This window comes from Alcanivorax jadensis T9 (genome assembly GCF_000756655.1).
GTDB classification, from domain to species: domain Bacteria; phylum Pseudomonadota; class Gammaproteobacteria; order Pseudomonadales; family Alcanivoracaceae; genus Alcanivorax; species Alcanivorax jadensis.
Genome location: NZ_ARXU01000002.1, coordinates 350,512 through 362,609 on the forward strand (window position 1 = coordinate 350,512; position 12,098 = coordinate 362,609).

General features: G+C 60.5%; 14 protein-coding genes. 7 read left to right on the forward strand and 7 right to left on the reverse strand.

Translation table 11 applies throughout. The features are described 5' to 3' along the window. Positions 1 to 8: 8 nt before the first annotated feature. The 3 genes from xerC (at position 9) to T9A_RS04065 (ending at position 2,200) form a co-directional block, all read left to right on the forward strand. On the forward strand, positions 9 to 962 hold the full coding sequence (gene xerC, locus T9A_RS04055) for a tyrosine recombinase XerC (protein WP_084573387.1): 954 nt from the start codon (positions 9 to 11) through the stop codon (positions 960 to 962). Between the two features lie 223 nt (positions 963 to 1,185). Beyond that, entirely contained in the window at positions 1,186 to 1,893 is a 708-nt protein-coding gene (locus T9A_RS04060; protein WP_035245529.1) for an HAD family hydrolase, read from the forward strand. After that, positions 1,886 to 2,200: a YqcC family protein gene (locus T9A_RS04065; RefSeq protein WP_035245283.1), complete on the forward strand. Its 315-nt coding sequence runs from the start codon at positions 1,886 to 1,888 to the stop codon at positions 2,198 to 2,200. Before T9A_RS04060 ends, T9A_RS04065 begins: the two co-directional genes overlap by 8 nt. 402 nt (positions 2,201 to 2,602) lie before the next feature. Here T9A_RS04065 and T9A_RS04070 read toward each other — a convergent pair whose 3' ends face one another. Further along, complete coding sequence (locus T9A_RS04070) at positions 2,603 to 3,565, reverse strand: ChuX/HutX family heme-like substrate-binding protein (protein WP_035245284.1); 963 nt, start codon at positions 3,563 to 3,565, stop codon at positions 2,603 to 2,605. Positions 3,566 to 3,864: 299 nt separating this feature from the next. Continuing rightward, positions 3,865 to 4,041, reverse strand: coding sequence for a hemin uptake protein HemP (hemP, locus tag T9A_RS04075; RefSeq protein ID WP_035245286.1), 177 nt, complete (start codon positions 4,039 to 4,041; stop codon positions 3,865 to 3,867). A gap of 297 nt (positions 4,042 to 4,338) precedes the next feature. Here hemP and T9A_RS04080 point away from each other — a divergent pair, with 297 nt between their 5' ends. From T9A_RS04080 to T9A_RS04090, 3 genes are all read left to right on the forward strand, one after another. Further along, the gene (locus T9A_RS04080) at positions 4,339 to 4,833 is read left to right on the forward strand and encodes a DUF6231 family protein (protein WP_232221997.1); all 495 of its coding nucleotides are present in this window, start codon (positions 4,339 to 4,341) and stop codon (positions 4,831 to 4,833) included. A 278-nt stretch (positions 4,834 to 5,111) separates the two neighbouring features. Beyond that, complete coding sequence (locus T9A_RS04085; RefSeq protein ID WP_035245290.1) at positions 5,112 to 5,792, forward strand: hypothetical protein; 681 nt, start codon at positions 5,112 to 5,114, stop codon at positions 5,790 to 5,792. 193 nt (positions 5,793 to 5,985) lie between these two features. Further along, positions 5,986 to 6,405, forward strand: a complete 420-nt coding sequence (locus tag T9A_RS04090; protein ID WP_232221999.1) for an OsmC family protein — start codon at positions 5,986 to 5,988, stop codon at positions 6,403 to 6,405. A 270-nt stretch (positions 6,406 to 6,675) separates the two neighbouring features. Here the strand turns inward: T9A_RS04090 and T9A_RS04095 are convergent, their stop codons facing one another. The 4 genes from T9A_RS04095 to T9A_RS04110 all read right to left on the reverse strand — a co-directional run bounded on the left by T9A_RS04095 (position 6,676) and on the right by T9A_RS04110 (position 9,715). Beyond that, on the reverse strand, positions 6,676 to 7,185 hold the full coding sequence (locus tag T9A_RS04095) for a dihydrofolate reductase (protein ID WP_035245295.1): 510 nt from the start codon (positions 7,183 to 7,185) through the stop codon (positions 6,676 to 6,678). Between the two features lie 78 nt (positions 7,186 to 7,263). After that, on the reverse strand, positions 7,264 to 8,097 hold the full coding sequence (locus tag T9A_RS04100; protein WP_035245297.1) for a thymidylate synthase: 834 nt from the start codon (positions 8,095 to 8,097) through the stop codon (positions 7,264 to 7,266). Further along, the gene (gene lgt / locus T9A_RS04105) at positions 8,094 to 8,906 is read right to left on the reverse strand and encodes a prolipoprotein diacylglyceryl transferase (protein ID WP_084573388.1); all 813 of its coding nucleotides are present in this window, start codon (positions 8,904 to 8,906) and stop codon (positions 8,094 to 8,096) included. The genes T9A_RS04100 and lgt overlap by 4 nt, the downstream gene beginning before the upstream one ends. A 5-nt stretch (positions 8,907 to 8,911) precedes the next feature. Continuing rightward, positions 8,912 to 9,715 (reverse strand): sulfite exporter TauE/SafE family protein, encoded by an 804-nt coding sequence (locus T9A_RS04110; RefSeq protein WP_035245298.1) that lies wholly within the window; start codon positions 9,713 to 9,715, stop codon positions 8,912 to 8,914. 154 nt (positions 9,716 to 9,869) lie between these two features. Here T9A_RS04110 and T9A_RS04115 point away from each other — a divergent pair, with 154 nt between their 5' ends. After that, positions 9,870 to 10,613, forward strand: a complete 744-nt coding sequence (locus T9A_RS04115) for an NRDE family protein (protein WP_035245301.1) — start codon at positions 9,870 to 9,872, stop codon at positions 10,611 to 10,613. Positions 10,614 to 10,632: 19 nt separating this feature from the next. Here the strand turns inward: T9A_RS04115 and T9A_RS04120 are convergent, their stop codons facing one another. Continuing rightward, on the reverse strand, positions 10,633 to 12,063 hold the full coding sequence (locus T9A_RS04120) for a M20/M25/M40 family metallo-hydrolase (protein ID WP_035245303.1): 1,431 nt from the start codon (positions 12,061 to 12,063) through the stop codon (positions 10,633 to 10,635). Positions 12,064 to 12,098: the final 35 nt, after the last annotated feature.

The following is a 12,098-nucleotide window of genomic DNA, read 5'->3' on the forward strand; positions in this document are numbered from 1 at the left end:
AATTGATAATGGATAACGAACATCCAGCCGCTTCTGGCGCTATCAATTATCAACTATCAATTATCAATTCGTTCCTAACCCATCTGGCCTCCGAGCGCCGCCTCTCCCCGCACACCGTCAGCAACTACCAGCGTGACCTGAAAGAAGCCTTCCGCCTTACCGGGCAGCGGGACTGGGCCACGCTCACCGTGCACGACATGCGCTCGCTGGTGGCCACCCTGCACCGGCAGGGAAAAGGCGGCAAGACCATTGCCCGGCTACTGTCCACACTGCGTACTTTCTACAATTATCTGATGCGTGAAGGGCTGGCCCGGGACAACCCGGCGGTGGATGTGCGGCCACCGAAAAGTGGCAAGCGCCTGCCCAAGGCCCTGGATGCGGACCAGGTGGGCCAGCTGCTGGACGCGGGCATGGAAAAAGGCGACCCGCTGAGCCTGCGCGACCAGGCCATCATGGAACTATTCTACGCCTGCGGCCTGCGCCTGGCAGAACTGCTGAGCCTGAATCTGGACAGCCTGGATCTGAGTGCCGGCCAGCTGCTGGTTACCGGTAAAGGTAACAAGACCCGCCAGCTACCCATCGGCAAACCGGCCCTCACTGCCGTGCGCCGCTGGCTCAAGGCCCGCACCCTGTTCATCAAGGACAGCGAAGAAAAAGCGCTCTTCCTGAGCAAGAATGGCCGTCGACTGTCGCCCTCCAGCGTGCAGCAACGCCTGAAACGCCATGCCCTGGAACGGGGCCTGGATGATCACCTGCACCCCCATAAACTACGGCATTCCTTTGCTACCCATTTGCTGGAATCCTCCGGCGACCTGCGCGCCGTACAGGAACTGCTGGGCCATGCGGATCTGGCCACCACCCAGGTCTACACCCACCTGGACTTTCAGCACCTGGCCCAGGTGTATGACGGTGCTCATCCAAGAGCGCAGCGCCGCAAGAGGGATGACGAGGAATCGTCCTGACGTCTACCGCTTCCTGTAGGAGTTCCCTTCCAGGGGACGAAGCTCGTGTAGCGAGGCACCCGAAAGGGGGACCATTTTTCAAGGAGCTATCGAGTCTGGATATCCCTGATCGCCCTATGGCCGATTCCGTGCTGCGCACGGTTCGCCCCCTGGAAGGGAGCTCCTACAGCAGCTTCATCGCCATGGTCGGGCCACAGCCCCTGCCATGCGTTACAATAGCGCCATGAGCCGCCTCAAACTGATTACCTTTGATCTGGACAACACCCTCTGGCCGGTGGACGAAGTGATTCGCCGGGCGGAGAAGGCATGCAGTGACTGGATCATTGACCGCCACCCGGAAGCCGCCCTGGCGCTGAGCGCCGAGCGGGTACGCGCGGTACGCACGGCACTACTGCGGGAGCGGCCGGATTATCTGGACAACCTGACAGCCCTGCGCCAGGACGCCATGGCCCGGGCCTTTACCGAGCATGGCTTCAGCACCAATGAGGCGCGCAAGATTGCCGAAGAAGCCTTTCTGGTTTTCCATCGCGCCCGTAATCAGGTGACGTTTTTCCCCGGTGCCCTGGGCGTGCTCGAACAACTGGCCGACAGCTATCAGCTGGGCGCCCTGACCAATGGCAACGCGGATCTGCAACAAATCGGCATCGCCGAGCTGTTCACCTTCCACCACTCCGCGGAAACCATCGGCAAGCGCAAGCCCGCACCGGACATGTTCCTGGCGGCACTGGCATCAGCAGGTGTCGACGCCAGCCAGGCCGTCCATGTGGGCGATCATCCCCTGGAGGATGTGCATGCCGCTCGCGAACACGGCATGCATGCCATCTGGGCCAACCTGATCGATCTGGACTGGCCGGTTGATCTGGCCCACCCCCGTCACCATATTCACAACCTTCACGAACTCCCGGACCTGGTACCCCTTTTCGATGACTAAGCGCGCGCAACTTGCCAACCTTCTGGACGATCTGCAAACCGAGCTGGACCAGCAGGGCCTGTGGGAACAACAGCCCCCGGCGCCCGCTGCCTTCGACAGCAGCACCCCCTTCTTTGCCGACACCATGGCTTTCAGCCAGTGGCTGCAGTGGGTATTTATCGGCCGCTTCCGCGCCATCCTCGACGCCGACCATCCCCTGCCCGGCCAGTGCGACGTGAGCCCCATGGCAGAAGAGGCTCTGAAGGGAATGGAGCAAGATGTCAGCGAGATCATTGATCTGCTCAAGCGTTTCGACGAGCACTTTTGAGGTAGTGGCAAGCGGCAACGCGCATCCGTAGGAGACTGCTTGCAGGCGAACCCACACACTGTAGGAGCGTCGCTGGCGGCGCGATTCAGGCCTTAGCGAGGATTTGAGATTCAATGTAGGAACGGAGCGTAGCGAAGTAACGCACGTAGTTCCGTGCGGCCCGAGGGGTGAGCGAAGCGAATAACACCGCTTGAGATGCGAACCGAGCGTAGCGAGGGGACAGAGACGAGGGCTGCTGCATTGTTTGAAACCTGTCGAGCTCTGATATCCCTGATCACCCTGCGGGCGATTTCCGCGCAAGCGCGGTTCGCACCTCAAGAGGTGCTCCTACAGCGACTGCGAAGAGAGCTCGGAGGTTGAGGAACTTTTAGCCTTTCCCAATCCAATCGAGCGCAGCTCGAGCTACCGAATCACGCTATCCCTTAATAACGCCCGCCAGTCTGACTCCGCTTCGCCGGCCGACAGTGTCCACAACCAGTTGCCGTTTTTATCCAGGGCTTCAAGGGCCGTGATCACCTGTCCCTCACCGGGCTTACGCAGACGCCACAGGCTGTGCATCTTTGCCATGTCCAACGATACCAACGCGCCGTTGTGGGCCAGATGACAATGGCTGCCCTGCCAGCGTGGCGACGACCAGGGTGCGGTCATACACAAACGCACCCCCTGGTTGCCCACACACAAGGTGGTCGCATTATCGCGACGTGATGCTTCCGCCAGCACCGCCGGCAGGGTTTCCGGGCGCACCATGCAAGCAAAGCTGTCACGCACCGACCGATACAGCACGGCGCGCTGGTTGTGGCAGCGCTGCAACAGCTGGGAGAAATCCTCCTCGTCGGCACTGCCGGCCCAGTCGCGCTCCAGTTGCGATAGCGACCCTAACTCACCCGCCACAATGCGAGGCAGACCGGCAGGCGGATTCAGCGTCTGCTGATCCGGGTGCAGCATGGCACAGACCAGTTCCTCGAATGCCAGGCCACCACTGTCCGGCGCCACCGCCATCTGTTGCAGCGGTTGCCCCTGGCGGTCGAAAAACACCAGACTGCGGGCCGGCAAGGCGCCGGTGGGTTCCAGCACTGCCAGTACCGAATGCCATTGGGACACCTGCAGGCTTTGCCGTAACCGGCAACGGTCACCCACTGACTCCAGCCACCACTCGCCCTCATGGAAAGCCGGGTAGTGCATGTTCTGGGATACCCGGGAACCACTGGTAAAGGTCGTCACCACCAGGGAGCCAAGCCGGTACAGGGCCTTGAGAATGGCCAGCGGCTCGTCCTGCAATCGTAAAACCCGATCACCGAGGGCTGCGCCGCACTGACGAAGCAGAGGGGATGCCGCCGGCGCCGGGGACCACGCCATCACTGACATGCTACCTCCAGATCGCCGCACCACCGGTTAAGACACCTCTGATGCCCTGTTCAGAAAGGGTTATTCAGAAGCGCCTTAATGGTCGGCGGTGCTTGTTATTAGGTGTGGAAAGCTGGCGACGGCTGGCGATCCACGTCAGGGAGAAATTGAGACGCTGCATGCAACACGGGACACGCATCAACACGAAGAAATGCTTTTCATTGTGACTGGCCCCGCCCGGAAACCTGATACGCGTCCTGCTGGCCAGAAAATCTGAAAGCCGATACCGCGTTGTTGCGTAAAGCGTGTTGCGCGCCGCGTTACTTGGTCAGAATTAGCCGATTATTGGAGGTGCGTCGCAACTGGTAACGCTCACCGGCATGCTCAATCCAGAGCTTGCCCTGATGATTGAGCAGCAAGCTGCTGGCAACACTGCTTTCTGCATTGATCGCAACCCGGCGGGTAGTCGTGGTGACGTTCTTCTTGAGCTGAGTCATGCTGGCCTCCTTGTCTTCATATGAGAATCATTATCATTATTGATTGAAGGGCCGTCAATGCTCTTTCCTGATTTTCTGATGGGGGTCACAACGCAGCCCTGACGCCAGCCAGCATTAATGGATCTTTCCACGTTAACCCTTCTCCCTTTCTGGCGCCCACCATCGGACTTCTGCGCGCTTTGCTTTTCTTTGTCCGCCGTCCTGCATGCCATCCGGCAAGTGTTTTTACGTTCCCCTATCGAAAGCCCTGCACAACCGCGCTAGACTGAATTCATGAATACCGCGATGGCACACCCCATGACTGAATCCCCCCAGGAACGTCTGGCCGCTATCCTGGATAGCCACCAGCCTTCCTCCATTGTTACCGTCAGCCTCAACCCCATCCCCGTCGTCAGCCAATGGTGCAAGGACCACGACTGCAACCTGGTGGAAATCCAGGAGCAGGATCCCTTTGCGGCACTGGATGATATCGAGCGGGTAGATATGGCGATTGTGGCCGACCAGCTGGAATACATGAGCCAGCGGGACGGCGAGGCACTGATGGGCCTGCTGCGAAACCTGCACACCGATTCCATGGTGGCGGTGTACCAGCCCACCCTGGCCCCGCAGAAACTACGCTGGCCCAGCAATGGATTTCTGGCACTGGGTTGCCGGGAACAGGGACACTTTGCCCAGGATGGCCGCGAGCTGAACATCTACAGCTACGACCTGGACAACTACAACTTTGAGCGCAAATGGAACAACCCGCGCTTCTGGGCCAACCCGGAAAACTGGGGCAAGTACTGGTGGTGACCCGGCTGTGCCGTAGGGTGGATTAGCCGAAGGCGTAATCCACAATCCTGCCTCTGCCGATGGCTCAAGGGCATGAAGGTATTTAACTCGCCGATCGGTGTTAATTGGGTTTCTCTTCACGGTGGTGGAAAGGTGGATTACCCCTTCGGCTAATCCACCCTACCTGCAACCAGCCCCACCACCATCAACGCCCCACTAACGAATATTGCCCCTTTCCCTGTGCACATCCCGCCCGCTGTGGTGAAATAGCGCCTTTCCCGCTACACCTTACAGCCAATATGATCAGCCAACGTTTTCGCGAAATTCTCTTTTTCTGGTGGCGCAACCTTGGCCCGATCTTTCTGGTCACCGCGCCGTTTGCCCTGCTCACCGAAGCCAGTCAATGGCTGTTTGGCCCCAGCTTTGTATTTCCGGAAGAGGCCGGCGGCGCCCTGCAGTTCAGCGGCATCAGCCTGGCCATTGTGCTGCTCAGCCGCCCCCTGGCCGAAGGCGCACTGATCGCTCAGCTCGCTGCCACCCGCACCGGCAAACCCGCAGGCCTGCTGCAATGCCTTGCCGCCGCCTTGCTGGTCTATCCAATGCTGCTGGCCACCTACGCCATCATGGCCGTTGGTGTCTCGCTGGGTTGGCTGGCATTTTTCTTCCCGGCGCTATGGGTCTACACCCGCCTGTGTTTCGCGCCTTTCCTGGTTGTCCTGAAACGCCGCAACCCCATTGACGCCCTGCGCCAATCCTTCGCCATGACAGAAGCCCAGCAGTGGCCGCTGATGCTGATACTGGTGCTGGTGTTTCTCGCCTACCTGATGATGAGCAGCATCCTGGCCAGCCTGGTGACCTCCGTCATCAGCCAGCCCCAGGCTACCGCCCTGCTAGTGGGCGTGCCGGTCAGCCTGATGAGCGCGCTGGTGAATGTGGCCGTGTTCCGCTATTGGGAAATGGCCCAGGACAGTGCCACCTAGTGGTGGCGGTAACGTTTTCACCACTTTCCCGCCACCGCCACCTGCCGCTGTTCTGCCCTGCCAGCGCTCTCCTTCCGGATACAACCGACACCGCCCGCTGACGTTTTGTCACCGACTTCGACCAAAGCCGCCATGGCAAGTGGCTGTTTTGATGGCATACTGCCCTGAAGAATAAACCAACCGGGGATATCTCGTGCCACAACACACTATGCATCTGAGCTGGAGCACCCACGGCGAGGATCACTACCTCTGGCACCTGGCCGATGGCAATGAAGTCCGTGTGGTGGATGGCCATCATGGTCAGCAGGAATTCATGGAACCGGAAGAGGCCTTTATTGCCTCCCTGGCCAGTTGTCACCTGCTGTCATTCCTCACCGAAGCCGCCCGCGAAGGCTTGTCCGTCACCAGCTACGATGATGCCCCCGAAGCCATCCTCGGCCAGAATGAAAAAGCGATGATCTATGTGCGGCAGGTATTGCTGCAGCCCCTGGCCACCTTCAGCGGCGAACAACCGGATGCTGGCAAGATCCAGGCCCTGCACCAGCGCGCCCACGAGAAATGCTTTATTGCGCAGTCTGTGAAGAGTGAAGTATTGATCAAGCCGAGGGGGTGACTTGTAGGAGCACCGCTTGAGGTACGATTTGGGCGTCTGCTCCAGCTTCTTATTTTGCTGGTTAGCGAAACCTGTCGAGCTCTGAGATTCCTGATCGCCCTGCGGGCGATTTCCGCGCAAGCGCGGTTCGCACCTCACGAGGTAGTATTCGCTACGCTCACCCTTCGTGCCGCACTGCACTACGTGCGCTACTCCGCTGCGCTGCGTTCCTACAGCGGCTTCGTAGAGGTGCCTAGGTCAGCCCCCTATCCAACCGAGTGTAGCTCGCCCCTATTTCCTCTCGTACACCACGAACGAATAATCGTAGGGGTTCGGCCCTTCCGCCGGGAAATCCTCCCGGCCGATCTCTTTCCATTCAGACGTGTCGTATTCCGGGAACCAGGTATCCCCTTCCACTTCCGCATGGACTTCGGTGAGATAGAGCCGGTCCGTTTTCGGTAACGCCAGCGCATAGATCTCTGAGCCCCCCATCACCACCGCTTCGTCCTGGCCTTCGATAAAGGCCACGTTCTCCGCCATGGTCACCGCCTCTTCCAGCGTCGCCACCACTTTGGCGCCTTCCGCCTGAAAATCCGGCTGCCGGGTGATGACGATATTGGTACGGCCGGGTAACGGCTTGCCCAGAGAGTCCCAGGTCTTGCGGCCCATGATCACTGGCTTGCCAAAGGTGACCTGCTTGAAGTACTTCAGGTCGTTGGGCAGATACCAGGGCAGCTTGTTATTGCGGCCGATCACATTATTGCTGGCCTTGGCGACCATCAGGGAAAGACGAATGGACATGCAAACCTCGCTGACACGCAGCACGCTTGCATGCACCACGCGTGTCGGCGTGTTGCGTGAAAGCGTGCAAGCGTTTTTCTAAATCGCCACCGGCGCCTTGATGTGGGCGTGGGGCTCGTAATCGCTCAGGGTGAAATCCTCGAAGGTAAAGGCAAACAGATCCTTCACCTCCGGGTTCAGGGTCATGGTAGGCAATGGGCGCGGGTCGCGGGCCAGCTGGGTATCCGCCTGCTCCAGATGATTGGAATACAGGTGCGCATCACCCAGGGTATGCACGAAATCGCCGGGCTCCAGACCACAGACCTGCGCCATCATCAACGTCAGCAACGCATAGGAGGCGATGTTGAACGGCACGCCCAGAAAGATATCGCCGCTGCGCTGATACAGCTGACAGCTCAACTTGCCGTCCGCCACATAGAACTGGAACAGGCAGTGGCACGGTGGCAGTGCCTGCTTGCCGGCAGCGGCATTGGCGTCCGGGGAAATGGACGGGTCCGGCAGCACCGCCGGGTTCCAGGCACTGACCACCAGGCGGCGGGAATCCGGGTTACGCTTGATCTCCGCCAGCACCTCGCTGATCTGGTCAATCACCTGGCCATCGTGGGTTTTCCAGCTACGCCACTGCTCGCCGTAGACCGGGCCCAGCTCACCTTCCGGGGTCGCCCATCCATCCCAGATCGACACTCCGTTTTCCTTCAGATAACGGATGTTGGTGTCGCCGGACAGAAACCACAGCAGCTCGTGAATGATGGAGCGCAGGTGCAGCTTCTTGGTGGTGACCATGGGGAAGCCTTCGCTCAGATCAAAACGCATCTGATGGCCGAACACCGCATAGGTGCCGGTACCGGTACGGTCTTCCTTGAAAGTGCCATGCTCACGCACCTGGCGCAGCAGATCGAGATATTGCTTCATGAACGACTCCCGGAAGGGGTGGCGGCACGATCATCATGGCGGTAGGCCCACACCATCATGGCGGCACCGAGAAGTATCATCGGGATGCTCAACAACATCCCCATGGTCAGCCAGCCACCGCTCAGGTAACCGAGGTGGGCATCCGGTTCACGGAAAAACTCCACAAAGGTTCGGCCCAGACCATAGCCAACCCCGAACAGCCCGGTCACCGCCCCGGCCGGCCGCGGCTTCGCCGAATAGAACCACAACACGAGAAACAGCAGCACCCCTTCCAGGGCAAACTCGTACAGCTGGGAAGGGTGCCGTGGCAGGCGGTCCGGATCGGTGGGAAACACCATGGCCCAGGGCGCATCACTGGTGCGACCCCACAGCTCTGCATTGATGAAATTACCCAGGCGTCCGGTGGCCAGGCCGATCGGCACCATGGGCACCATGAAATCTGCCACCTGGAAAAACCGTTTGTTGGTCTTGCGGCCGAACAACCAGAACGCCACCAGCACACCAATGGCGCCGCCGTGGAAGCTCATGCCGCCGTCCCACAGCTTGAACAGCCAGATCGGATCATCGAGAAACTTGCCGAAGTTATAGAACAGCACATAACCCAGCCGGCCACCCAGGATCACCCCCATGGCGCCATAGAAGACCAGGTCGCCCACCTGATCCTTGGTCCAGCCCGAGTTCGGTTGTTTGGCGCGGTATACCCCCAGCAACCAGGCGGCGGCAAAGCCGATCATGTACATCAGGCCGTACCAGTGCACCTGAAGGGGACCAATGGCAATCGCCACCGGATCAATCTGCGGAAATTCCATAATGCCTATCCCAAAACCAGCCTGAGGCCGATGACAAACAACACCACCGCGAACACCTTTTTCAGCATCGCTGAAGGAAGCCGGTGGCTGAGTCGCGCCGCCAGTCGCGCGAACGGAAAACTGGTGAGCACTATACCGGCTGTGGCCGGCAAAAACACATAGCCCAGCGCCCCCTCGGGGAGCCGGGTTTCCTGCCAGCCGGCCACCGCAAAACCCAGGGTGCCGGCAATGGCGATGGGCAGACCACAGGCGGAGGCGATGGCCACCGCCTCCTGCATTTTCAGGCGACACCAGCTCAGGAACGGCACCGTCAACGAACCGCCGCCAATACCAAAAATGGCGGACCCGGTACCGATCAACACCCCGGCCACACCCAACCCCACCGCCCCGGGCACCCGTTCCGGCAGGTTGCCGTCTGGCGCTTTGCGGCCCGTCAGTGCCATCTGCAAGGCAATCACCATGGCAAACAGACCAAACAACCGGGTCAGCAGTTCCCCTTTCATGGCATCGGCAATAAAGGCACCCGCGAAGGCCCCCAGCACAATGCCCACGCCCAGCCGCAACACCACCGGCCAGCGCACAAAGCCGGCCTTGTGATGGGTACGCACCGCGCTGATAGAGGTGATCATGATGGTGCTCAGAGAGGTGGCCACCGCCATCTTCGCCACCAGATCAGCGGGGAAACCGAGCCCGTGAAACAGAAAGATCAGCGCCGGCACAATCACCACACCACCGCCCAGGCCCAGCGCCCCGGCCAGCAGCCCGGCACCCACACCAACCCCCAGACAAATCAGAAACAGTTCCCACATTGGCCAGCCCTTAGCGCCGGTTCATAATCTATACGCAAGGCAGGTATGCTAGCACGCTACAAGTGCCACACGCTGGCGGGATTACCCTTCCCGTTGGAGCCTTGCTAGCAAGGCGAAGGCACCAGCCCATACCCTTTATTGACTGGCAACATTCATGTGCATTGTGCTTTTCGACTGGCAACCAGATTCAGCTACCCCCTTGCGGATGGCCGCCAACCGGGATGAATTCCACGCCCGCCCCGCCGAACCCGCCCGCTGGCGTGGCGATATCTTTTGTGGTCTGGACCTGACCGCCGGCGGTACCTGGCTGGGCATCCACCGCAATGGCCGTGTCGCCGTGGTCACCAACTACCGCGAGCCCATCGCCGGCCGACAAAGCGGCGAACGCTCCCGGGGCCTGCTGCCCCTGGCCTTCCTGGAAGGCAGCCAGTCGCCGGAACAGTTCTGCCGGGAACTGGCCGAACAACAGCACCACTACGGCGCCTTCAACCTGCTGGTAGGCACCCCCGACAGCCTCTGGTACCTGGGCAACCGCGGCGCCGCTCCGCAAGCGGTCACCCCCGGCATTCACGGCCTGTGCAACGGCCTGCTGGACGATCCCTGGCCCAAGGTGCAACGGGCCAAACAACATCTGGCCAACGCCATCACCGCCGACTGCAGCACAGAACAGCTCATGGAAGTGGTCGACGACCACTTCCAGCCCCCGGACAGCGAACTTCCCGACACCGGCGTCGGTCTGGACCTGGAACGTCTGGTGGCCCCGGTCTTTATCCAGTCCCCCACCTACGGCACCCGCGCCAGCAGTGTGGTCGAACTGCATCGCGACCGTGACCCGATCATGCTGGAACAGGGCTGGCTGCCGGACGGCTCAGCCAGCGGATCTCTGCAGCGCAGTTAACCCTGACTACGCAGATCCGTTACTGCCCCAACATCAGCCCCGCATAAAACCGCACCATGTGCGGATACTGCTTGCGGGGCAGACGTTCGTTGTGGCCGTGGAAGCGGGCCAGATCGTCCTGGCCCAGGGAGACCGGCATAAAGCGGAATACCTGGTCGGACAGGTGCTGGTAGTGACGGGCATCGGTGCCGGCGATAAGCAGGTAGGGGGCCACCACCGGCTGTTCCGGTAACGCCCGCGCCAGCGCGGCCAGTCGATCGAAGCTGGCGGAGGGGATGTCGGTGACGGCGGATGGATCGGACAGGAAAGCGCCCTTCGAGGTGACGCTGATATTGTCCGGTAATTCGTTTTGCAGATAGGCCCGTAGACTGTCGCGGGTTTCTCCTGGCGCAAGCCGGAAGTTCAGGGTGGCGTTGGCGGTAGCCGGCAGCACATTTTCCTTTACCCCGGCCTCCAGCAAGGTGGGCGCCATGGTGGTGCGCAGCAGGGCATTGGTTTCCGGTTTGCCTTCCAGCTGGCGAATAATCAGCGGCTCGAACAGCCACAGATTGGCAAACACCAGCCGCTTGGCAAACGATTGATGAGGCGCCACCTGTTCCAGCATCTTCCGGGTGGGCAGACTCAAAGATGCCGGTCTGGGGTGCGTCTGCAAGTGATGAATCGCCGCAGCCAGATCACCGATGGCCGTTCTCTCCGGCGGCCGGGAGGAATGCCCCGGTTCAGCTTCCGCCTGCAGTTCCACTGTCATGTAACCCTTCTCGGCAATCCCCATTAACGCCACCGGACGATCCATACCCAGGGTGCTGCCCGGCAGCATCATGCCTCCCTCATCCAGAATCAGGGCAAACCGCAGGTTCTGCTGTTCCAGCCAGGCAGCCATTTTCACCGCGCCCTCGCGGCCACCGATTTCCTCATCGTGACCGAACGCCAGATACACATCACAGGCGGGAGCCTGACCGCTTTGCAGCAAGGCTTCCGTGGCTTCCAGAATCGCCATCAGGCTGCCCTTGTCATCCAGGGCACCGCGGCCCCAGACAAAGTCGTCATCAACGACGCCGGCAAAAGGAGGCTTCTGCCATTTTTCCGGGGAGGACACTGGCACCACATCCTGATGGGCCAGCAGCAATTGTGGCGGGCAGTCGTTCTTGCTGTCCCAGTGATACAGCAGACTATGGCCGAAGGCCTTTAACGAAAGGGTCTGGTGGGTCAGCGGAAAGCTGTCGCGCAGAAAATCATGGAAGCCGACGAAGGCATCCGGCTGGTCCGGCAGGGTGGGAAAACGCAGAGCCGCGGCCAACCGCCCAACCATGGCGTCTTCATCCATGGCTTGCGGCAAATCGGGCAGCTCGGCAACGCGGCTGTCTGCCTGCGGCAAGGTCAGGGTGTGATAGAGCAGCACCGCGAGCAGGATAAGCACAGCTAGCGCCAGCAATTGCAGCAAGCGTTTCATGTTCAGCCCTCACGTCTTGTTGTTCTGACAGGCTC